Raw genomic sequence first — 20,426 nt, 5'->3', positions numbered from 1 at the left:
CAGCAATGCATTTATTCCTTGCCCGGCTCGCGGGCCAGACGGTCGATTTCTTCACGGAATTCGTTGAGGTCCTGAAAGCGCCGGTACACGGAAGCGAAACGGATGTAGGCCACTTCGTCGAGCTTCTGCAGCTCGGTCATGACCAGCTCACCCACTACCAGCGATTTGACTTCGCGTTCGCCGGTCGCGCGCAGCTTGTGTTTGATGTGAACCAGGGCCGCTTCCAGGCGTTCGACACTCACCGGACGCTTTTCAAGCGCGCGCTGCATACCGGCGCGCAGTTTTTCTTCATCGAAAGGCTGGCGGCTGCCGTCCTGTTTGATCAGACGCGGCAAGACCAGCTCGGCAGTTTCGAACGTGGTGAAGCGCTCGCCGCAGGCCAGGCACTCGCGTCGGCGGCGTACTTGCTCGCCTTCGGCGACGAGGCGGGAGTCGATGACTTTGGTGTCATTGGCACCGCAGAAGGGACAGTGCATGGTGGCTGGCAACGAAAGAATGGGGAGCGCCATGTTAGCGCATCCTGCCGGCAAGACAAGGCTGAGGGTTTACGGTATATAGACGCGCATTAAAGCGGTGTGAAATTGTCCGGGCTCGGTAATACTGCACGCTTGGCGTCACCCAGCCTTTCGAATTTTGCCTTGTGGAGCTCTTGATGACGTTACGCCCCGCTTTTCTACTCTGCTTCATCGGCTTGCTGGCCGCGTGCAGCAGCAATGACGCGCCGAAACCCGCTGCACCGCCGCCAGTCGCGCCTTCGATCAAGCTGCCTGCCGGGCCGGGGCCACTGCAACCGTACCAACGTGAACTCAGCGGGCAATTGCTGGGCGTGCCGGCTGGCGCCGAGGTCGAGTTGGCAATGCTGGTCATCGACGAACGCGGACGTCCGCAGAAGCTGCTGACCAACACCCTGCTCAAGGGCAACGGTCAATCATTGCCGTTCCAGTTGCGCTTCAACCCGGAAGCCTTTCCGGTCGGCGGACGTGTCGAATTGCGTGGCCGCGCCAGTAAATCCGGGCAGTTGATCCTGCACCTGCCGTCGATGCGTATCGATCAGCCGGTGACTCAGGCCCTGGGGCAGTTGCAGTTCGTCAAGGCGCCATGATCGCTCCGCAACACCTGCAACACGCGCTAAGCGAGCTGCTTGGCGACGCCCGGATAGCAATTACTGCGCTGCCGGGCACAGCGCTGAAGCTGTGGCTGATCGACGATGCCAACATGGACCGCGCCTTCAGCCCGGATGAAACGCGGCGCATTCTGGAAGACCCACCGTACTGGTGCTTTTGCTGGGCCAGCGGCCTGGCTCTGGCACGTTTTCTGGCTGAAAACCCGCACTGGGTGGCTGGCAAACGGGTACTGGACTTTGGCGCGGGCTCGGGTGTGGCGGGCATTGCCGCGCTCAAGGCCGGGGCGCTTGAGGTCGTGGCCTGTGATCTCGACCCACTGGCGCTCGCTGCCTGCCGGGCCAATGCCGAACTCAATCAGGTGCCATTGCGCTACTCGACGGATTTCTTTGCCGAAGCAGACCGCTTCGATCTGATCCTGGTCGCCGACGTGCTCTACGACCGTGCCAACCTGCCGTTGCTGGACCAGTTCCTCTCCCGAGGCCGTGAGGCACTGGTGGCCGATTCCCGCGTGCGCGACTTCACGCACGCTGCCTACCAGCGTCTGACGATGCTGCATGCGCACACCCTGCCGGACCTGGCCGAGCCGCACGAATTTCGCGACGTGAGCCTCTATCACGCGGCGCGGTGAGCGCTAAATAACAGTCCGGGATTGCTCAGCTAAACGGCTTTTGTAGGAGCGAACTTGTTCGCGAAGACGGTCGTTCAAACGATAAATTTCCAGAGAGCTTTCCACCCCTTTCGCGAACAAGCGAAGCGTCGCCCGGTTCGCTCCCACGGCCTTCGGCCAGCATCAATAGCAATGAGTGTGGGCACGATCATGTCCAATAGACGACACCGCTTTCAGCATTGCCCTGCGGGCTTTATAGTTGGCAGCATTCAGATTCTTCGAGACGTGCAATGAGCCAGGAAACTGCTTACATTTTCGACGCAACCGCCGCGAACTTCGATCAACTGGTGATCGACAAGTCCTTCGACCAGCCGGTGCTGGTGGATTTCTGGGCCGAGTGGTGTGCGCCCTGCAAGGTCTTGATGCCCCTGCTGCAGCAAATCACCGAGAGTTATCAGGGCGAGCTGCTGCTGGCCAAGGTCAATTGCGACATCGAGCAGGACATCGTGGCGCGCTTCGGCATTCGCAGCCTGCCGACCGTGGTGTTGTTCAAGGACGGCCAGCCGGTAGATGGCTTTGCCGGTGCCCAGCCCGAGTCGGAAATCCGCAAGATCCTCGACCAGCACGTGGTCATGCCGCCGCCTCCGGCCGCCGATCCGCTCAAGCAGGCACAGGCGTTGTTTGCCGAAAGTCGTTTTGCCGAAGCCGAAGCACAGCTCAAGGTGCTGCTGGGCGAAGACAACACCAATGGCGCGGCGCTGATTCTGTATGCACGCTGCCTGGCCGAACGGGGCGAACTGAGCGAGGCCAAGGCCGTGCTGGATGCGGTCACCGGTGATGCACACAAGGCCGAACTGGCCGGTGCCAAGGCCCAACTGACGTTCCTCGCGCAAGCCGCGACCCTGCCGGACGCTGCCGAACTGAAAAGCCGTCTTGCGCAAAACCCGCAGGACGATGAAGCAGCACTGCAACTGGCGATTCAGCAGTTATCGCGTCAACAGTACGAAGCTGCGCTCGAGGGCCTGCTCAAGCTGTTCATCCGCAATCGCAATTACGCCGAGGGTCTGCCGCACAAGACCCTGCTGCAAGTATTCGACCTGCTGGGCAATGATCATCCGCTGGTAACAGCGTACCGTCGCAAGCTGTTTGCCGCGCTGTACTAATGTACAAAGCAACAGGCACCGCTCGGGTGCCTGTTGTTGCTCAGCGCGGTCAGGTCACGTCGCTTCGACCCAGCTGTACAGCGGCGCATCTCCGCCGCTCTCGACTTTCACGTTCGCCGAGTGACGCAAGCGCACCAGCAGATGCTTGCCCGCAGCGGTACTGCCCGCCAACCCTTCCAGTTGCCCCAACAGATCCGGTCCACTCATCTGCCCGGCCTTGTGCAGCAATTCCTGAGCGACTTGCCAGAGCCTGTCGTCCTGGTTGAGCGGCGTGTTCTCGGCCACGGCGGCTGGCGCCTCCGGGGCCACGCCCTTGAGCTGCGCGCCGAGTTGCGCCCAGTCTCCTTCGTCCAGTTCAAGGGTCAAATCCACCGGCCACTGGCCTACGGTTCCACGAATACGCAACATGATGTGCACCTGCTGACAGTCAGGCGTACATGCTCCCACAGGCGGGCGCGCATTCCCATGATCAACCGTAACGCCACTGGTTGAGGACCGGTTCCTTGCCGTTGATGAAATTGCCAAGCGCCCGCACGTCGTAGACGTTTTCCCAGTACTCGATAATTCGGCCATCGCGAAACCGCCACAGGTCGCAAAACGGCATGATGATTTTCCGGCCCTCGCAACTGGCGCGCATCTCGCCCAACACCGAGCCGAAGTGATCGTTGGCGATGATGTCGTGGACATCCATGTACAGGGTCTGATGGGTACGCCTGATCAGATTGATCTGGTGGGAAAGCACTGCCTCCCTGCCGATGGCTATGGACAAGCCACCGCCAGCGCCTTGATCCGCCTTGTGCAGCACGATGTCAGCGTCGGCGAATTCGGTGATGCGTGTCATCTCCTTGTACACAGCACGCAGGACTTCTCTGTTCGAATGGAGCTTGTTCATGAGTATCTTCCCTGATGTCGCACTCGGCCCAGGTCGAGCGCAGGCCCTTACTGGCGATGAAAACCTTCCTGCGCATCCGGCGCAGGTGTAGCGATTTTCATCTTCCAGAGTAGGACTTGATGACGCGAAGTGTGAGACTACTTAGGCATAAGCACCGGACCGGGTATGCCCGACAATACCGTCAATAGCGCTTTGCTAAAGCCCGGTCACCCGGCGTCTGGATAAAAACACGTCCACGCAGGCCGTCACTTGTTATAAGATCACATAACGGTTTTTTCGATTATTGTTCTGGAGCCCGCTATGCGCCGTCTGCTACTCGCCCTGCCTTTCGCCCTGTTACCACTCGTTGCTGCGCACGCGGCTGAAGAACACGACCACGATCATGGCGATGAACATGGCAGCCTGGGCGCGCACGAGCATGGCGTAGGACGTCTGGATGTGGTGCTGGAAGGCAAGACGCTGGAATTCGAATTCGATAGCCCGGCCATGAACATCGTCGGTTTCGAACACGTTGCGACCTCGGATGAAGACAAGGCCAAAGTCGCCAAGGCGCGCGAATTGCTGCTCAAGCCCAACGCGTTGTTCAGCATCGCCGATGCCGCCAATTGCTCGGCCACTTCGGTAAAGCTGGAAAGCCCGTTGTTTGGTGACAAGGATGACGATCATGATGAACACGCCAAGGGCGGCGACGCCGATCATCATGAGCACAGCGAAATTCACGGTCATTACAAGTTCGTCTGTGACGCACCGGCCATTCTGAAGAAGCTCGACCTGTCGCAAATCTTCACAACCTTTCCCGACACCAAGAAGCTTCAGGTACAACTGATTTCGCCAGGCGGCCAGTCAGGCGCAGAAGTGATCGCAGCCAACCCGACGCTGAAATTCTGATCGCACCCTGCAGTACAACGACCGGGCCTGGCCCGGTCTTTTAATTTCCAACCGAGCGTGAGTCAGCCCATGACCCAAGCACTGATCGAACTGTCGGACCTGCGCTTCAACTGGCCCGGCCATCCGCAACTGCTGGACATCCCCGAGTTCCGCCTGCAAAGCGGCGAAACCCTGTTCCTCAAAGGCCCGAGTGGCAGCGGTAAAACCACGCTGCTGGGCCTGCTGGGCGGTGTACAAAAACCGGGCAGCGGCAGCATTCGCCTGTTGAACCAGGACCTGTCGGCCCTCTCTTCGGCCGCGCGTGATCGCTTTCGCGTCGATCACACTGGCTACATCTTCCAGCAGTTCAACCTGCTGCCGTTTTTGTCGGTGCGGGAAAACATCGAACTGCCCTGTCACTTTTCAAAGGTCCGCGCCGAGCGTGCCAGGCAACGCCATGGCAGCGTCGAGAAAGCCACCACCACCCTGCTCGCCCACCTGGGTTTGAAAGACCCGGCGATGCTGACACGCCGCGCCGACTCGCTGTCCATCGGCCAGCAACAGCGAGTCGCTGCCGCCCGGGCGCTGATCGGTCAACCGGAGCTGGTGATTGCCGACGAGCCAACGTCTGCGCTGGACGCGGACTCGCGCGAGGCGTTCATTCGTCTGTTGTTCGCCGAGTGCCGCGAGGCCGGGGCCAGCCTGCTGTTTGTCAGTCATGACCAGAGCCTGGCACCGCTGTTTGATCGCAATCTGTCGCTGAGCGACCTGAATCGCGCCGCCGTTGCCGTGGAGATTTGAGATGTATCTGTTTCGTCTGGCCATGGCCAGCCTGGCCAACCGCCGTTTCACCGCGTTTCTCACTGCCTTCGCCATTGCGCTGTCGGTTTGCCTGTTGCTGGCCGTCGAGCGGGTGCGCACCGAAGCGCGCTCCAGCTTCGCCAGCACCATCAGCGGCACCGACCTGATCGTCGGTGCGCGCTCCGGCTCGATCAACCTGTTGCTGTACTCGGTGTTCCGCATCGGCAATGCCACCAACAACATTCGCTGGGACAGCTTCGAGCACTTCGCCAACAGCAAGCAGGTCAAGTGGGCGATCCCGGTTTCGCTGGGCGACTCCCATCGCGGCTACCGGGTGATGGGCACCAATGAAGCGTATTTCGAGCATTATCAGTTCGGTCGCCAACAGCACCTGGAAATGGCCGAAGGACGCGAGTTCAAGACCGATCCCTTTGAAGTGGTGCTGGGTTCGGAGGTCGCCAAGGCGCTGCATTACAAGCTGGGCGACAAGCTGGTACTGGCGCACGGTGTCGCCGCGATCAGCCTGGTCAAGCATGACGACAAACCGTTCACAGTGGTCGGCATCCTCAAGCCGACCGGCACGCCGGTGGACCGCACGCTGCATATCAGCCTGGGCGGCATGGAAGCCATTCATATCGACTGGCACAACGGCGCTCCGGCACGCGGCAACGAGCGCATCTCAGCCGATCAGGCGCGCAATATGGACCTGACGCCGACGGCGATCACTGCCTTCATGCTGGGCTTGAACAGCAAGATTTCCACCTTCAGCCTGCAACGCGAGATCAACGAATACCGTGGCGAGCCCATGCTGGCGATTCTGCCCGGCGTGGCACTGCAGGAGCTGTGGAGCCTGATGGGCACGGCGGAAAAAGCGCTGTTCGTTATTTCGCTGTTCGTGGTGCTGACCGGACTGATCGGCATGCTGACTGCAATTCTCACCAGCCTCAATGAACGGCGCAGGGAAATGGCCATCCTGCGCTCGGTCGGCGCGCGCCCCTGGCATATCGCAAGTCTGCTTATACTCGAAGCCTTCGCCCTGGCGCTGGCGGGTGTCATCAGCGGCCTTGCGCTGCTCTATATCGGCATCTTCGTGGCCCGCGACTACGTGCTCGACAATTACGGTCTGTACCTGTCGTCTATGCCACCTGGCCAATATGAATGGACATTACTCGGTGCCATTCTCGGCTGCGCGCTGTTGATGGGAACCGTGCCAGCCTGGCGAGCCTACAGGCAGTCACTGGCCGATGGACTGTCGATTCGTTTATGAGGACCTTCATGATGCGGCGCATGCTACTCACTCTGCTGTTCTCGGTTACCACTCAAGTGTGGGCCGCCGAGCCGCGTGAGCTGACCTGGAATGACATGATTCCACCCGATGCACCTGTGGTGAAGCCGGTAACAGCTCCGCTGCACGATATGTCCAAGCTGTCCGATGCACTGGCCATGGAGGCAGCGCCTGCGGCCCACCAACTGGCGCCGCATGCGCCGGTGGTCAAGGCACTGGATGGCAAACTGGTGCGTTTACCGGGCTACATCGTGCCGCTTGAGGTCAGTGAGGAAGGCCGGGTGACGGAGTTTCTGCTGGTGCCGTATTTCGGCGCCTGCATCCATGTGCCGCCGCCACCGGCGAACCAGATCGTGCATGTCACGAGCGAGCTGGGTGTGAAGGTCGATGAGCTGTATCAGCCGTACTGGATCGAAGGACCGATGCAGGCCAAGTCGTCTTCCAGCGAACTGGCAGAAGCGGGTTATCAGATGCAGGCAGACAAGATTCTTGTCTACGAGTTGCCGGATTCATAAGGATCACGAGGTTCCCAGCGATTTCATTGAGCTGAGTCAAAGTCGCCGCTCGACAGCGCTTTAACATTACGCCCATAAATTTTGACTGATCTCTGGAGCCTCCATGCACAAGCATCTGCTACGCGCGTCCCTTGTCGCGCTTGCCCTCACCGCCCCGGTCGCGGCACACGCCTACCAGCCTGGCGACTTCATCGTTCGCGCCGGTGTCGCACACGTCCAGCCCAATGAAGACAGCGGCGAAGTGCGCCTCGACGGTGCCAAGGTTTCCGGCACCAAAGCGACTGTCGACGGCGAAAACCAGCTGGGCCTGACCTTCGCCTACATGCTGAGCCAGCACGTCGGCATCGAGCTGCTGGCCGCTACGCCGTTCAGCCACACCGTGTCGGTCAAAGGCCTCGGGCCTGGCCTGGATGGCAAGCTGGCCGATATCAAACAACTGCCGCCGACGCTGTCGTTGCAGTACTACCCGATGGAACCGTCGTCGAGATTCCAGCCGTACGCTGGCGTGGGCATCAACTACACCACGTTCTTCGATACCGACCTGACCGGCAACCGCAAGGATCAGGGTTTCAGCAACCTCAAGCTCAAGGACTCGGTCGGCCTGGCCGGACAGTTGGGCATGGATTACATGATCACCGACAACGTACTGCTCAACGCCTCGGTCTGGTACGTCGACATCGACACCAAAGCAACCGTGGACGGCCCGTCAGCCCTGGCCGTCGGCAAGACCAAGGTCGACGTGGACATCGACCCGTGGGTGTACATGGTGGGCGTGGGTTACAAGTTCTGACCTGAACGTCTCAAGCGCCACAAACACAAAGGCACCCTCAGCGGGTGCCTTTGTGTTTTGTAGACCTGATGATCTCGTACCAACTCCATGACGAAGTAATGCCGCGTTTTTTGCAGGAGCGGGCTGGTCCGAAGGCAGTTACATTCGATGCACTTTCTGCGCCTGCAATATCGGCTTCGCGAACAAGTTCGCTCCTACAGGTGCTCACAGGCTTTTGTAGGAGCGAACTTGTTCGCGAATAGGCAGTTACATTCGATGCACTTTCTGCGTCTGCAATATCGGTTTCGCGAACAAGTTCGCTCCTACAGGTGCTCACAGGCTTTTGTAGGAGCAACTTGTTCGCGAATAGGCAGTTACATTCGGTGTAATTTCTGCGTCTGCAATATCGGTTTCGCGAACAAGTTCGCTCCTACAGGTGCTCACAGGCTTTTGTAGGAGCGAACTTGTTCGCGAATAGGCAGTTACATTCGATGCACTTTCTGCGCCTGCAATATCGGCTTCGCGAACAAGTTCGTTCCTACAGGTGCTCATAGGCTTTTGTAGGAGCGAACTTGTTCGCGAATAGGCAGTTACATTCGATGCACTTTCTGCGCCTGTAATATCGGCTTCGCGAACAAGTTCGCTCCTACAGGTGCTCACAGGCTTTTGTAGGAGCAACTTGTTCGCGAATAGGCAGTTACACTCGATGCACTTTCTGCGCCTGTAATATCGGCTTCGCGAACAAGTTCGCTCCTACAGGTGCTCACAGGCTTTTGTAGGAGCGAACTTGTTCGCGAATAGGCAGTTACATTCGATGCACTTTCTGCGCCTGTAATATCGGCTTCGCGAACAAGTTCGCTCCTACAGGTGCTCACAGGCCTTTGTAGGAGCGAACTTGTTCGCGAATAGGCAGTTACATTCGATGTAGGGCTCACTGCCCCATCAACAACTCAAGCCCGCGCACCAGTGGCGTTGGCTCATCGAGGGTGAAGTGTTCCAGCAGGCGCTGGTTGCTGGCGCGGGAGTGTTTGATGTCGCCCGAGCGCGGCGCCTGGTAGCTGACTTCCGGCTGCTTGCCGACGACCTGCGAAAGCGCAGCCAGCAGTTCGTTGAGCGACGTGGTCTTGTTCAGGCCGACGTTGATCGCGCCTTCGATAGCGCTTTCCCGTGACAAGGCCTGCAGCAGCAGCTTGAGCAGATCCCCGACGTAGTAGAAATCCCGCGTCTGCTCGCCATCGCCAAACACGCTGATCGGCAGGCCTTTGCGGATGCGCTCGGCAAAGATGCTGATCACGCCCGAGTAAGGCGACGATGGGTCCTGGCGTGGCCCGAAAATGTTGAAGAAGCGGAAGATCACCGGTTCCAGGCCATGCTGGCGACGGTAGAAATCCAGGTAATGCTCGCTGGCCAGCTTGTCCGAGGCATAAGGGGTCAGCGGTGCTTTGGTGGTGTCCTCGGTGATCGCTTCGCCCTCACCGTTGTTGCCGTACACCGCCGCGCTGGAAGCGAAGATCACCCGTTTGACGCCCGCTTCGCGCATGGCCTCGCAGACATTCAACGTGCCGATGAAGTTGCTCTGGTGAGTACGCACCGGGTCATCGACCGACGCTTGCACCGAGGCCACTGCCGCCAGGTGCACGACGGCCTTGCAGCCCTGCGCCGCGCGCTTGACCAGGTCGGCATCGGCCACGTCCCCTTCGATCAGTTCGACCCGCGGGTTATCGAGCGGCAGGTTGCTGCGCTTGCCTGCCGAGAGGTTGTCGAGGATACGCACGGCCTGCCCGCTGGCAAGCAATGCGTCGGTCAGGTGCGAGCCAATGAAACCCGCACCTCCAGTGATCAGAACAGGAGCGTCAGACATGTCGATAATACCGATCCAGCAGGCTTGGCAGGCCGGCCCGCCAGGCGCGGGGCTTAATGCCGAAAGTGTGGAGAATTTTCTTGCAGGCCAGTACCGCGTGCTGCGGTTCTTCGGCTGCATCGGGACGCGCGGCATGAGCCTGCGCAGTGGGCGATTCGATGGCCAGCGCGTGCAGCAGACGCGCTTCGGTGAGCACTGCCTGCCCCAGCGCCAGTGGCGTGGTCGCCTCGTGTCCGGCGTAGTGGTAAGTGCCCCACAGCGGCGCTTCGCAGTCGAGTTGCTTGATGACCGAAATGATCACCCGTGCCGCATCATCGACCGGCGTCGGGTTGCCGCGGCGATCGTCGGCGAGCAGCAGCTCTCCGGGTTCCTTGGCACGCGAGAGAAAGCGGCCCAGCACACCATCGGTGCTGTCATCCAGCAACCAGCCGAAACGCACCAGCACATGTTGTGGGCAGGTCGCACGAACGCTCTGCTCGATACGCCACAGGGCCTGGCCGCGCAGGCCCAGAGGTACAGGCTCGTCTTTTTCGCTGTAGGCCGTCGCGCGGGAGCCATCGAACACACGATAGCTGGACGGCTGAACCAGCGTGATGTTGTGGTGCTGACACAGTTCGGCAAGACGCTCGACAGAGCGCTCCTGATGGGTCAGGCGCGCTTCACTCACGGTCTCCGCCTGAAACCAGTCGAAGTAGTAAGCAAGGTTGATCAGGGCATCGGGACGGGTGTCATCAAGCAGTTGCGTGAGGCTCGCCACGTCCCAGCCGTCTTGCGGTGGACGTGGTGCGAGGAAACCAATGTCTTCCTCGGCACCCAGACGAATCAGCGCCTGCCCGAGGGCATTCCCGCCGCCCAACAGCATAAGGCGCATTCGCATAGAGTCAGCAGGCTCGGTATCAGGTAATCAAACGAACAATTGAAAAACGCCTGCAAACATAACACGTTGCCTGCCAACCCCCAACAGTTGCGCAGCCTGGCGGGTTAATGACGCCGGGACAAAGCGTTTCAGCGTCCCCGCGTGTCGGTTGAGTTACTGAGCTGCCGGGCCGGGCGTGCTGTTGCCTTTGGACAGACTGAGCGGCGCGGGCGCAGGCGCAGAAGGTGTCGCCATGGCAGGGTCCGAGGGCGCGGGTGGCCCTTCGGCTTCGACGCCAGCCTGCGGGTTATTGAAGCCCGGCCCCATGACCATCTGTGGATAAGTCTGCGCAAAACGCACGTTCGGGTTCTTGTCCACAAGACGCTTGAGACGCTCGTTGAACGCGCGCCCCACCGCGTACTGACCGCCCGAAGAGGTACGAAATTGCGCGGTCAGCACCACGCCGTTGAGGTCCATGCGGTCGACGCCGAAGACCTCCAGCGGCCCCTGCAGGTTGTGCTTGAGCAGGATGTCTTCGCTGATCGACTGGCCGGTCTCGCGGATCAGCGCCAGCGCGTCATCGATGTCCGAGTCATAGGTGAACTGCACCGAGAAGAACGCGTACGCGAATTGCCGCGACTGGTTGGTGACGGCCTTGATCTGCCCGAACGGCACCGAGTGGACGAACCCCTTGCCGTCACGCAGGCGCACGGTACGAATGGTCAGGCTTTCCACCGACCCGGAATGCCCGGTACTGAGCACCACCCAGTCGCCCACCGAAAAGGTGTCCTCGATGATGATGAACAGGCCGGTGATCACGTCCTGCACCAGTTGCTGCGAACCGAAACCGATGGCCAGACCGACCACCCCGGCACCCGCCAGCAGCGGTGCCACGTTGATGCCCAGGTTGGCCATGGTGGTGATCGCGCAAATCACCACCAGAATGATTTTCACCGCGTTGCGCAGCAGCGGCAGAATGGTTTTGATCCGAGTACTCGGCTGGCGTCCGCTGCGATGATTGACCGGCGGTTTCAGGGCTTCCTGAATGGCGGTGTCGAGCACTACCCACAACAGCCAGGTGACGACGAAGATCAGACCGATGCTGCTCAGCGAATCACTGATCACCCGGCCCAAGGTATTGCGTTGGGCAAACTCGAACATCGAGAAGCCCCAGATCCGCCCCAGTATCTCGATGAACCCGATAGCCAGTGCGATACGCAACACCGCGTACACCAGGCTCAACAGACGCGCCTTGTACACATGCCCGCCGCGGCCCAGGGTCTCGGTCGGTTTGAACAGGTGCTGGAACACGGTGCTGAGGAACACCGTGGCAATCAGCAGAATGGTGGTGAACAACGCACACCGCAGCGCTTGCTGACTGTCCTCACCGGCTCCGATGAGGTTGATCGCCGAGACCAGAATCATCAACAGGATCGGCAGGTGCCACAGTTTGGAGAATATTTTCAACGACTGTTGCAGCGCGGGCCGCTGCAGACGACTGCTCAATGAGCGGTTACGGATCAGGTGGGCCACCGGGCGACGCACCTTGATGATCAGCATGCAGAACACCACCGAGGCAAACAGCCCGGTAAACACCGCAACACTGGTGGTGACGTTACTGCCCAGCTGGCGGGCGATCTGCGGACTGGTCAGCGCGTCACTCAGCGCCGCCAGGAAGCCGACCACGAATAGAGGCCTCGGCGCGTAGCGGCGGATCATGCGCACGCCGGCACGCTTGTGGCCGAAGTTGAACATCACGATCACGCAGAGCAGCACCGAAGTCGAGACGATGCCGCTGCTGGTTGCATACGCGAAACACAGCGCCAGCGCACGGCCTACCGAAGACGGCATGAAGTGGCTGACGTAAAGGGTCAACGGCAGGCAGACGATGGCTGGCAGGGTAAATGGCAACACGTACTTGAGCAGCGCCTGACTGCGCGCGCGCACCCGCATGAACGGTGTGCGGCACAAGCGTACGGCCAGAAAACGACCCAGCGTGGTCAGAACCGCAAACGATGCGATCCAGACAAAAGACAGGGCGAGGAAGTCCCCGGCGACACTCCATGGGGAGCGTGTGGTGCGTTTGTTGACCAGCTTTTCCAGCTCGTCGGCGGCGCGATCGGCGCGCAGTTGCCAGGCGTCGAACAGGTTGTCATCCAGATTGAGCTTTTCCTGGACGTCATCGATGCTGGTACTGATGGCACCGAGCAACCCGCCCTGCACCAACAACTCTGGGGCCTCGGCCGCAGGCTCTGCGCCATCGGCGGGTTTCGCATCGGCCTTGTCCTTGTCCGCCGCCTTGTCATCCGCTTTCGCGGCGGGTTTGTCAGCGGCCTTGGGGTCGGCTTTGGGGTCAGCCTTTTCAGCGGCCTTGTCGTCTGCCGGCACCGCGGCGCCCATCGGTAATGCAGGTACATCGGCCGCCTGGAGATTGAAACTGCCTGCGAATAACAGCAGACCCGAAAGGATCAAGATTTTCAGCTGAGACGCCACGCAGTTCTCTCCTTCAATGGGCAAGTCAAACCATGGACAGGGCAAGGCAAGCCTCGACCCCAATGAACTGATTCCCGTATGCGCGGCAAGTTCGGTTTCGGCAGGGAAATACGATGAGGCAATGTTTCAGAAACCCGCGGTTGGGCAGTACGCTCAGTCTTATCGACTGAACTATGCAAAACCCCCAGTGCCGGAATTATCGGGAGCTGCTGAAGGCGTTCACCCGCCTGCGCAGCACGGCGTTCTCCCGATCAACCTGACATCGAGAACCTGACATCAAGAGGAATCTGCATGAGCACGTTCAACACCAAAGATGGCACCGAGATCTATTACAAGGATTGGGGCACGGGCAAACCGGTCCTGTTCAGCCACGGCTGGCCGCTGGATGCGGACATGTGGGAATACCAGATGGAATACCTGAGCAGCCGGGGCTATCGCACCATCGCCTTCGACCGCCGCGGTTTCGGTCGTTCCGGCCAGCCGTGGACCGGCTATGACTATGACACCTTCGCTGACGACATCGCCGAGCTGATCGAACACCTCGATCTGCGCGACGTGACACTGGTGGGCTTCTCCATGGGCGGCGGTGATGTCACGCGCTATATCGCCAAATATGGCAGCGAGCGGGTGGCCAAACTGGCCTTGCTGGGCTCGGTCACACCGTTCTTCCTCAAGACCGCTGACAACCCGGAAGGCGTCGAACAGTCCGTATTCGATGGCATCACGGCAGGCCTGCTCAAGGACCGTGCTCAGTTCATCAGCGACTTCGCCAGCACGTTCTACGGCATCAACCACGGCCAGAAAGTCTCCGAAGGCGTACAGACGCAGACGCTGAACATCGCCCTGCTCGCCTCGCTCAAGGGCACACTGGATTGCGTGACGGCGTTCTCCGCAACCGACTTCCGCCCGGACATGGCAAAAATCGATGTGCCGACCCTGGTGATTCATGGTGACGACGATCAGGTAGTGCCGTTTGAAGCCTCGGGCAAACGGGCTGCCGCGATGATCAAGGGGGCCGAACTTAAGGTGTATCCAGGCGCGCCGCACGGGTTTGCAGTGACCCATGCAGAGACGCTCAACAAAGACCTGCTGGCGTTTGTGCAGGGCTGATGGTTCGTGTGACAGGGAGCCGATTGCCGGCCCCCTGCTGGTAGCGGGTCAGTCGGCCGGAACGGTCAACTGATTCTGCTCGCCCAGCCCCGCGATCCCCAGACGTATGCGTTGCCCTGCACGCAAGAAGACAGGTTGCGGCTTCACGCCCTGCCCCACACCCGGTGGCGTCCCCGTCGAGATGACATCGCCTGGTTGCAGGCTCATGCAACGGCTCAGGTAGGCGATCAGTTGCGGCACGCTGAAGATCATCGTGCGCGTATTGCCATTCTGATAGCGGTGGCCGTCCACTTCCAGCCACAGGTCGAGCGAGTGAGGATCGGCAACTTCGTCGCGGGTCACCAGCCATGGACCTAACGGGCCGAAGGTATCGAAGCCTTTACCCTTGTCCCAGGTCCCGCCGCGCTCGAGCTGCCATTCGCGCTCGGACACATCGTTGATCACGCAATACCCGGCCACGTGCTCCATGGCATCGGCTTCGTCGATGTAACGTCCGCCCTTGCCGATGATCACGCCCAGCTCGACCTCCCAGTCAGTCTTGAGCGAACCACGGGGGATCTGGACATCATCGTTGGGGCCGCAAATAGCACTGGTCCACTTGTTGAAGATGATCGGTTCCTTCGGCACTTCCATCTGCGACTCGGCCGCGTGGTCAGCGTAGTTCAAGCCTATGCAGATGAACTTGCCGACCTGCCCGACACACGCTCCGATGCGTGGTTGGCCCGGAACCAGCGGCAGGCTGGCAGGATCAATTGCCGCCAGGCTCGCCAGACTGGCCGGGCTCAGTGCCTCGCCCGCGATATCCCTGATGTGCGCAGACAGGTCGCGGATCTGGTTGTTGGCATCCAGCAGCCCGGGTTTCTCCAAGCCTTTTTCACCGTAACGTAGCAATTTCATCGAGTTCTCCCGTTTCTGTCCAAGGTTTGAACCGCGGATCAAGAGGGTGACGCCCCGTTGCCCAGCCTGCGCGGCAATACGTTTTCGTGTAGGTACGAACATGGCACGTCTGGACAGATAGCATTGCAGCCGATGCCTCGCCTAATGAAATTTACGAACAGTTGCGCGGCAAGCCGGGTTCACGTTTAACAACAGAAAACCACGATCACACGGCGGCGGTCATAATTAATACACACAACGAGTATTAATATCAGCTCCAGTTGAAACGAGCCTTTCGCCAACACGACGGGCTCGTATTCTTTCACGGGTGAGCTGAACTCATGTCAACGCTGATACTGTCCCGCCGCTTACCGCCGCGCCAGCTACGCCACTGGCCCCATCAGCCTGTGGGTAACTGCAACGTTGCCCCGTCGTCGCTTGCGGTCCAGCAGCACAGCGACAACGCACCACGCATATGGCCGCACGCCGCATTGGCGATTGCACTGGCGATCGGGTTGCATGCCGCGCTGGCCGCGTGGCTGATGGCCGATCACCCGCAAGCGCCCGAGCCGACCCCGCCGATGCCGATCACCGTGCAGTGGGTGCCGCCGCCCGTTGCGCCGCCGGTAGCCCAACCGACACCGCCAGAGCCAACGCCTCAGCCAGCACCGGAGCCGCCTGCGCCAGCCCCCAAACCTGCGCCACCTGAGCCCAAACCTGCCGAGCTACCCAAGCCCAAGGCGCAGCCCAGAACCGCACCGAGCAAACCTGTCGCCAGACCTGTTGCGCCGGCGCCTTCCGTCGCGGCGCCCACACCGGCGCCTGCTGCAGCGCCAGCGCCAAGACCTGCACCAGCGGCACCACAGACCACCACCGCGCCGATAGGCCGGGCCGGTTACCTGAACAATCCGCCGCCGGTCTACCCGCCGGCCGCCGCGCGCCGCCATCAGGAAGGCACGACGATGCTGCGCGTGCATGTGCTGCCCAACGGACGTACCGACCAGGTGCAAGTGCTGCAAAGCAGCGGCGTCCCGGCGCTGGACGAAGCCGCACAGGCAGCTGTCCGGCAATGGACCTTTATTCCCGCCAAACGCGGCGACACCCCGGTAGAAGGCTGGGTCAACGTCCCCATGGCTTTCAAACTCGCACCCTGAGGCTCACGTCATGAACACTGCTTATTCCGTACTCATTACCCAATCCTCAATGGCCCTGCTGGTGATTTTCTCGCTGGTGACCTGGGCGCTGTTGCTCGGCAAGACCTTTCAGCACTGGCGACTGACCCGGCAGAACCGACGCTACGCCACGCAATTCTGGGCCGCCCGCGACCTGAAAAATGCGCTGCACCTGCCGAACAGTGAAGGCAGCCTGGCACGCCTGACCGATGCCGGCGCGCAGGCCCTCGCCGCGCCCCACGACTCGCCGGACCTGGGCCACAGCTGGAACCGCCAGGACTTGCTCGAGCGCAGCCTGCGTCAACAGATCCACAAGGAACGTCGTCGCCTGGAGAGCGGCATGATCCTGCTGGCATCGATCGGCAGCACCGCGCCCTTCATCGGCCTGTTCGGTACGGTGTTCGGGATCATTCATGCACTCACTGCGATCAGCGAGGCCAGGTCGGCGAGCATTGCGGTGGTCGCCGGGCCGATTGGCGAAGCGCTGGTAGCGACCGGCGTAGGCATCGCCGTCGCGGTGCCTGCGGTGCTGGCTTACAACTTTTTCGGGCGGCGTCTGAAGCTGGTGATCGCGGACCTTGAGGAGTTCGCCGTGGATTTCCTCAACCTCTCGCAACGCAACGCCTTCCGGCTGCAACCCGACCACCGCGACAAGACGGCCCCGAGCCTGAAAGGAGTGAGCTGACATGTCCTTCTCCACGTCCAACGATGACGATGCAATCAGCGACATCAACATCACGCCGTTGGTGGATGTGATGCTGGTATTGCTGGTGACCTTCATCGTCACCGCGCCGCTGCTCAATAACGCCATACCGCTGGACCTGCCGCAGACCGTCGCCACCACCTCACTGGATCAGGCCGACCCGGTGGTGGTGAGTGTCGACGCCAGCGGCGGCGTGTTCATCGACAGCGAAGCTGTAGAGCTGGAGCGACTCCCGGAGGCGCTGCAAACCCTGCACAGCAAAGACCCGGACGTCGCCGTCAGCCTGCGCGCCGATCAGGCGACGGGTTACGGCCGCGTGGCGCAGGTACTGGCCGATGTGCAGAAAGCCGGCATCAGTCGCCTGTCGGTGATTACCGAAAGCCCCTGAAACAAGAACCTGTCGTTAACCACATGACCTGCCGCAAGCGCGGCGCCCTGACGCCCCCAGGAAAACCTTTCCATGAACAATCGATCGATACCGCGTGCCCCTCGATTCCCGGTAACGCGCCTCGCGCTGCTGGTTTCATTGAACTCACTGTGCCTGATCAGCCCGTTCATTCAGGCCGATGACGAGGTGCCCACCTCGGCAACGGCGCCCGCCAGCGACAACAGCGCCGCCATGACGCTGGGCACGGTGTCGGTGATTGGTCAGGGCGAGACGCGCCAGGTGCAGCGCGTGACGCAAAAGGATGTGAAGGCTTACTCGGCAGGCACCAGCCCGATGAAGGTTCTGCAACGCCTGCCGGGGGTCAACTTCCAGTCCGGTGATCCGCTGGGCCGTGAGGAAGGCAGCCAGCGCATCAGCCTGCGCGGCTTTGATATGCACCACCTGGGCTACACGCTGGACGGCGTCACCCTCGGCAACATGAGCTTCGGCAACTTCAACGGGCTGAGCATCACCCGCGCGATCATCGCGGAAAACATCGCCTCCAGCGAAGTGGCACCCGGCATCGGCTCACTGGGCACGGCATCGAACAGTGATCTGGGCGGCACCATCCAGTTCACCAGTTCCAACCCTGATAAAGAGTTCGGCGCGCGTCTGTCGCAAACCCTGGGCAGCTACGACACCTCACGCACTTTCATGCGGGTCGACACCGGCGAATACAACGGACTTTCAGCCTACGTGTCGGGCGAGAAGTACGACGCCGACGCCTGGAAAGGCCACAACAACCCGCAAAAGTCTGACGCGGTGAACGCCAAGGTCAACTACAACTTCGGCGACAATCGGGTGAGCTTCTTCCACAGCACCTCGTCCCATGACGAAGCCAACCTGCCGAACCTGTCGAAGAGCATCATCCAGCGTCTGGGCTACAACTGGAGCTACTACACGCCGGACTGGACCCGCGCAGTCAATGCAGCCAACGGCATTTATAGCGGCGGGGTCACCAGCGCGAACGATGCGACCTACAACGCCAGCAGCCTGCGCGACGACGAACTGGACATCCTCAACGGCAACTTCTCGCTGACCGATGATCTGGTTCTGGACGCGACCGTCTATCACCACCATGACTCGGGCCGGGGCAATTCGTATTACCCGTTCGTCTACACCAGCGGCTCGACGACAGTGCCGAGCAATTCGATTCGCAGCACAAAATACGGCATCGATCGAACCGGCTTCCAGAGCTCGCTGACCTACTACCTCGGCCAGCATGAAATTCAGGGCGGGTTCTGGATTCAGTCCAACAAGAACGACATCTCGCGTTACCTGTTCGATACCACCAATGCGACGCCGCAGAACCACATCGTCAAAACCGATGGCCTGCCCCTGGCGGCCACCGTGCTGGATCAGAGTTACAACGACCTGACCCGGCAGTTCTACCTGCGCGACACCTACACCCTGCTCGATGACCGCCTCAAACTTGAGTTCGGCGCGAAAAATACCGTGACGACCTCGACAGCCGAGGGCAAAGGTGGCGGTTATGCCAGTGGTTCGCTGCAAGCGCGGGACAGGTTTCTGCCGCAAGTAGGCGCAACCTACAAACTCGACGAAGACGACGAAGTCTTCACCTCTTACTCGGAAAACATGGCCGCATTCCCGAGTGGCGGTTACAGCGCGTTCTTCACGACGCAGAGCGCCGTCGATGCGCAGAACGGCTTCAAGGACCTGAAGCCGGAAACCTCGAAAACCGTCGAATTGGGCGTGCGCCGCAGCACCAAACTGTATTCGGCCTCGGCGGCGATCTACAACACCAAATTCGATAACCGCCTGGTCGCCATCACCAACTGCACCGGCATCGTCATCTGCCAGAACGGCGTCGCCAACGTCGGCTCGGTCACCAGCCGAGGCCTGGAGCTGTCGTTCGGCCTGACGCCCAATGAGAACTGGCGCTGGTCCAACTCCATGTCCTATAACCACAGCACTTACGACGATGACTACGCCAGCGGCGGCAACACCGTTCATGTAAAAGGCAAGACCGTCGTCGATACACCGAAACTGATGTATTCGAGCAACCTGGACTGGAATTGGGAACACTGGAACGCCGGCTTGCAAGGCAGCTACATCAGCAAGCGCTATTACACCTACACCAATGACTCCAGTGTCAGCGGCTACTGGCTGGCAAACGCCAACCTCGGCTATGACTTCGGCAAACTCGGCGCCCTCAAGGACACCACACTGTCGCTGAACATGGTCAACCTGTTCGACAAACGCTACATCTCCACCCTCAACACCGACGCCAGCGCAGCCACCGACCCAGCGGGCAACTTGCAGATTCTTCAAGTGGGCACACCGCGCAGCGCGTTTGTAACACTCGGCGTGAAACTCTGATCGTTGCTGAATGAGGACGGGCGAAGGATCGCCCCACCCGCCACTTGCATTGAATGACGCTGCGCGGTTTGCTGCTGGAGACAAGATCCTGCGGGAGTGCGCTTGCTCGCGAAGACAGGCTTCTGTGGGAGCGAGCTTGCTCGCGAAGGCAATCTGCCAGTCGCTGCATAATATATGTCGGTTGCCAGCCCCACGGCGACGAACAGCGCACGGTGCTGCATACTCCCCCGCATCTATAGCGCCTGACCTCTATCTGGACACACCATGACACCCAACGCAGAACTCTATAACCCCTCCACCGAATATGCCGACAAACTGATCTCGCGCATCGGCCAAACCCCTTCGTGGATTGCCAAGCGCATCGGTGTGACCGACAAACGCATTCGCTACATCCTTGATGGCGAGCGGACCGTCAAGGGCGAGACCACGCCGATTCAGATGACCTATACCGAGCAGTTTGCGCTGGAGTGCCTTGTGGCAGAGGCTATAGCGCTGAGGATGTAGACTCAGCTCTCAAGCCGATAAGCCAGAAGGAACATCGGCGTCAACTCATAGACTAAATTGG

21 protein-coding genes are annotated in these 20,426 nt (G+C 60.4%); 14 read left to right on the top strand and 7 right to left on the bottom strand.

The features are described 5' to 3' along the window. Positions 1-11 precede the first annotated feature (11 nt). Positions 12-476 (bottom strand): transcriptional regulator NrdR, encoded by a 465-nt coding sequence (nrdR, locus tag LIX91_RS14065; RefSeq protein WP_003317051.1) that lies wholly within the window; start codon positions 474-476, stop codon positions 12-14. A 176-nt stretch (positions 477-652) separates the two neighbouring features. Between nrdR and LIX91_RS14060 the strand changes: the two genes are divergently transcribed. The 3 genes from LIX91_RS14060 to trxA all read left to right on the top strand — a co-directional run bounded on the left by LIX91_RS14060 (position 653) and on the right by trxA (position 2,894). Then, complete coding sequence (locus tag LIX91_RS14060) at positions 653-1,102, top strand: lipoprotein (protein WP_003419544.1); 450 nt, start codon at positions 653-655, stop codon at positions 1,100-1,102. Next, the gene (locus tag LIX91_RS14055) at positions 1,099-1,752 is read left to right on the top strand and encodes a class I SAM-dependent methyltransferase (RefSeq protein ID WP_226488647.1); all 654 of its coding nucleotides are present in this window, start codon (positions 1,099-1,101) and stop codon (positions 1,750-1,752) included. Before LIX91_RS14060 ends, LIX91_RS14055 begins: the two co-directional genes overlap by 4 nt. A gap of 269 nt (positions 1,753-2,021) precedes the next feature. Further along, a complete protein-coding gene (gene trxA, locus LIX91_RS14050; protein WP_003349508.1) occupies positions 2,022-2,894 on the top strand; it encodes a thioredoxin in 873 nt (290 codons plus the stop codon). 54 nt (positions 2,895-2,948) lie between these two features. Here the strand turns inward: trxA and LIX91_RS14045 are convergent, their stop codons facing one another. Together LIX91_RS14045 and LIX91_RS14040 are read right to left on the bottom strand one after the other, a co-directional pair. Next, entirely contained in the window at positions 2,949-3,302 is a 354-nt protein-coding gene (locus LIX91_RS14045) for a hypothetical protein (RefSeq protein WP_100073338.1), read from the bottom strand. A 61-nt stretch (positions 3,303-3,363) separates the two neighbouring features. Continuing rightward, positions 3,364-3,786: a nuclear transport factor 2 family protein gene (locus LIX91_RS14040; RefSeq protein ID WP_103696515.1), complete on the bottom strand. Its 423-nt coding sequence runs from the start codon at positions 3,784-3,786 to the stop codon at positions 3,364-3,366. A gap of 300 nt (positions 3,787-4,086) precedes the next feature. On the opposite strand from LIX91_RS14040, the gene LIX91_RS14035 reads away from it, so the two are divergent. The 5 genes from LIX91_RS14035 to LIX91_RS14015 all read left to right on the top strand — a co-directional run bounded on the left by LIX91_RS14035 (position 4,087) and on the right by LIX91_RS14015 (position 8,044). Further along, positions 4,087-4,674, top strand: coding sequence for a DUF2796 domain-containing protein (locus LIX91_RS14035; RefSeq protein ID WP_003419556.1), 588 nt, complete (start codon positions 4,087-4,089; stop codon positions 4,672-4,674). Between the two features lie 69 nt (positions 4,675-4,743). Continuing rightward, positions 4,744-5,454, top strand: coding sequence for an ABC transporter ATP-binding protein (locus LIX91_RS14030; RefSeq protein ID WP_103696514.1), 711 nt, complete (start codon positions 4,744-4,746; stop codon positions 5,452-5,454). A 1-nt stretch (position 5,455) separates the two neighbouring features. Further along, the gene (locus LIX91_RS14025; RefSeq protein ID WP_003317058.1) at positions 5,456-6,721 is read left to right on the top strand and encodes an ABC transporter permease; all 1,266 of its coding nucleotides are present in this window, start codon (positions 5,456-5,458) and stop codon (positions 6,719-6,721) included. An 8-nt stretch (positions 6,722-6,729) separates the two neighbouring features. Then, the gene (locus LIX91_RS14020; RefSeq protein WP_004412093.1) at positions 6,730-7,254 is read left to right on the top strand and encodes a DUF3299 domain-containing protein; all 525 of its coding nucleotides are present in this window, start codon (positions 6,730-6,732) and stop codon (positions 7,252-7,254) included. 103 nt (positions 7,255-7,357) lie between these two features. Next, positions 7,358-8,044 carry an OmpW/AlkL family protein gene (locus LIX91_RS14015; protein WP_226488646.1) on the top strand — a complete coding sequence of 229 codons (687 nt, stop codon included), beginning with the start codon at positions 7,358-7,360 and terminating at the stop codon, positions 8,042-8,044. Between the two features lie 910 nt (positions 8,045-8,954). On the opposite strand, the gene LIX91_RS14010 is transcribed toward LIX91_RS14015, so the two are convergent. The 3 genes from LIX91_RS14010 to LIX91_RS14000 form a co-directional block, all read right to left on the bottom strand. Continuing rightward, entirely contained in the window at positions 8,955-9,884 is a 930-nt protein-coding gene (locus tag LIX91_RS14010) for an NAD-dependent epimerase/dehydratase family protein (protein ID WP_226488645.1), read from the bottom strand. After that, positions 9,877-10,761 carry a sugar nucleotide-binding protein gene (locus LIX91_RS14005; RefSeq protein ID WP_003426665.1) on the bottom strand — a complete coding sequence of 295 codons (885 nt, stop codon included), beginning with the start codon at positions 10,759-10,761 and terminating at the stop codon, positions 9,877-9,879. The genes LIX91_RS14010 and LIX91_RS14005 overlap by 8 nt, the downstream gene beginning before the upstream one ends. A gap of 153 nt (positions 10,762-10,914) precedes the next feature. Further along, the gene (locus LIX91_RS14000; protein ID WP_226488644.1) at positions 10,915-13,233 is read right to left on the bottom strand and encodes a mechanosensitive ion channel family protein; all 2,319 of its coding nucleotides are present in this window, start codon (positions 13,231-13,233) and stop codon (positions 10,915-10,917) included. Positions 13,234-13,524: 291 nt separating this feature from the next. Here LIX91_RS14000 and LIX91_RS13995 point away from each other — a divergent pair, with 291 nt between their 5' ends. After that, positions 13,525-14,343 (top strand): alpha/beta fold hydrolase, encoded by an 819-nt coding sequence (locus tag LIX91_RS13995; RefSeq protein WP_103364752.1) that lies wholly within the window; start codon positions 13,525-13,527, stop codon positions 14,341-14,343. Positions 14,344-14,391: 48 nt separating this feature from the next. On the opposite strand, the gene LIX91_RS13990 is transcribed toward LIX91_RS13995, so the two are convergent. Further along, positions 14,392-15,240, bottom strand: coding sequence for an ureidoglycolate lyase (locus LIX91_RS13990; protein ID WP_100073340.1), 849 nt, complete (start codon positions 15,238-15,240; stop codon positions 14,392-14,394). A 320-nt stretch (positions 15,241-15,560) separates the two neighbouring features. Here LIX91_RS13990 and LIX91_RS13985 point away from each other — a divergent pair, with 320 nt between their 5' ends. The 5 genes from LIX91_RS13985 (at position 15,561) to LIX91_RS13965 (ending at position 20,365) form a co-directional block, all read left to right on the top strand. Then, on the top strand, positions 15,561-16,373 hold the full coding sequence (locus LIX91_RS13985) for an energy transducer TonB (protein WP_100073341.1): 813 nt from the start codon (positions 15,561-15,563) through the stop codon (positions 16,371-16,373). A gap of 10 nt (positions 16,374-16,383) precedes the next feature. After that, the gene (locus LIX91_RS13980; protein ID WP_003419567.1) at positions 16,384-17,076 is read left to right on the top strand and encodes a MotA/TolQ/ExbB proton channel family protein; all 693 of its coding nucleotides are present in this window, start codon (positions 16,384-16,386) and stop codon (positions 17,074-17,076) included. A 1-nt stretch (position 17,077) separates the two neighbouring features. Continuing rightward, positions 17,078-17,482 (top strand): ExbD/TolR family protein, encoded by a 405-nt coding sequence (locus tag LIX91_RS13975; RefSeq protein WP_226488643.1) that lies wholly within the window; start codon positions 17,078-17,080, stop codon positions 17,480-17,482. Positions 17,483-17,554: 72 nt separating this feature from the next. Next, complete coding sequence (locus LIX91_RS13970; RefSeq protein WP_226488642.1) at positions 17,555-19,861, top strand: TonB-dependent receptor; 2,307 nt, start codon at positions 17,555-17,557, stop codon at positions 19,859-19,861. Between the two features lie 264 nt (positions 19,862-20,125). Beyond that, on the top strand, positions 20,126-20,365 hold the full coding sequence (locus LIX91_RS13965) for a hypothetical protein (protein WP_003317071.1): 240 nt from the start codon (positions 20,126-20,128) through the stop codon (positions 20,363-20,365). The last annotated feature ends 61 nt before the right edge of the window (positions 20,366-20,426 follow it).

Origin of the sequence: Pseudomonas sp. B20, assembly GCF_020515755.1 — a bacterium.
In the GTDB taxonomy this organism is placed as follows: domain Bacteria; phylum Pseudomonadota; class Gammaproteobacteria; order Pseudomonadales; family Pseudomonadaceae; genus Aquipseudomonas; species Aquipseudomonas syringae.
This window is presented reverse-complemented; position numbering and strand designations above follow the sequence as displayed.

Bases quoted from the DNA above. Each gene is read 5' to 3' on its own strand.
- LIX91_RS13990 (WP_100073340.1), bottom strand. From the start codon at position 15,240: ATGAAATTGCTACGTTACGGTGAAAAAGGCTTGGAGAAACCCGGGCTG.
- LIX91_RS13965 (WP_003317071.1), top strand. From the start codon at position 20,126: ATGACACCCAACGCAGAACTCTATAACCCCTCCACCGAATATGCCGAC.
- LIX91_RS13985 (WP_100073341.1), top strand. From the start codon at position 15,561: ATGTCAACGCTGATACTGTCCCGCCGCTTACCGCCGCGCCAGCTACGC.
- LIX91_RS14030 (WP_103696514.1), top strand. From the start codon at position 4,744: ATGACCCAAGCACTGATCGAACTGTCGGACCTGCGCTTCAACTGGCCC.
- LIX91_RS13975 (WP_226488643.1), top strand. From the start codon at position 17,078: ATGTCCTTCTCCACGTCCAACGATGACGATGCAATCAGCGACATCAAC.
- LIX91_RS14010 (WP_226488645.1), bottom strand. From the start codon at position 9,884: ATGTCTGACGCTCCTGTTCTGATCACTGGAGGTGCGGGTTTCATTGGC.
- LIX91_RS13980 (WP_003419567.1), top strand. From the start codon at position 16,384: ATGAACACTGCTTATTCCGTACTCATTACCCAATCCTCAATGGCCCTG.
- nrdR (WP_003317051.1), bottom strand. From the start codon at position 476: ATGCACTGTCCCTTCTGCGGTGCCAATGACACCAAAGTCATCGACTCC.
- LIX91_RS14015 (WP_226488646.1), top strand. From the start codon at position 7,358: ATGCACAAGCATCTGCTACGCGCGTCCCTTGTCGCGCTTGCCCTCACC.
- LIX91_RS14040 (WP_103696515.1), bottom strand. From the start codon at position 3,786: ATGAACAAGCTCCATTCGAACAGAGAAGTCCTGCGTGCTGTGTACAAG.
- LIX91_RS14025 (WP_003317058.1), top strand. From the start codon at position 5,456: ATGTATCTGTTTCGTCTGGCCATGGCCAGCCTGGCCAACCGCCGTTTC.
- LIX91_RS14005 (WP_003426665.1), bottom strand. From the start codon at position 10,761: ATGCGAATGCGCCTTATGCTGTTGGGCGGCGGGAATGCCCTCGGGCAG.
- LIX91_RS14055 (WP_226488647.1), top strand. From the start codon at position 1,099: ATGATCGCTCCGCAACACCTGCAACACGCGCTAAGCGAGCTGCTTGGC.
- LIX91_RS13970 (WP_226488642.1), top strand. From the start codon at position 17,555: ATGAACAATCGATCGATACCGCGTGCCCCTCGATTCCCGGTAACGCGC.
- LIX91_RS14035 (WP_003419556.1), top strand. From the start codon at position 4,087: ATGCGCCGTCTGCTACTCGCCCTGCCTTTCGCCCTGTTACCACTCGTT.
- LIX91_RS14020 (WP_004412093.1), top strand. From the start codon at position 6,730: ATGATGCGGCGCATGCTACTCACTCTGCTGTTCTCGGTTACCACTCAA.
- LIX91_RS14045 (WP_100073338.1), bottom strand. From the start codon at position 3,302: ATGTTGCGTATTCGTGGAACCGTAGGCCAGTGGCCGGTGGATTTGACC.
- LIX91_RS13995 (WP_103364752.1), top strand. From the start codon at position 13,525: ATGAGCACGTTCAACACCAAAGATGGCACCGAGATCTATTACAAGGAT.
- trxA (WP_003349508.1), top strand. From the start codon at position 2,022: ATGAGCCAGGAAACTGCTTACATTTTCGACGCAACCGCCGCGAACTTC.
- LIX91_RS14060 (WP_003419544.1), top strand. From the start codon at position 653: ATGACGTTACGCCCCGCTTTTCTACTCTGCTTCATCGGCTTGCTGGCC.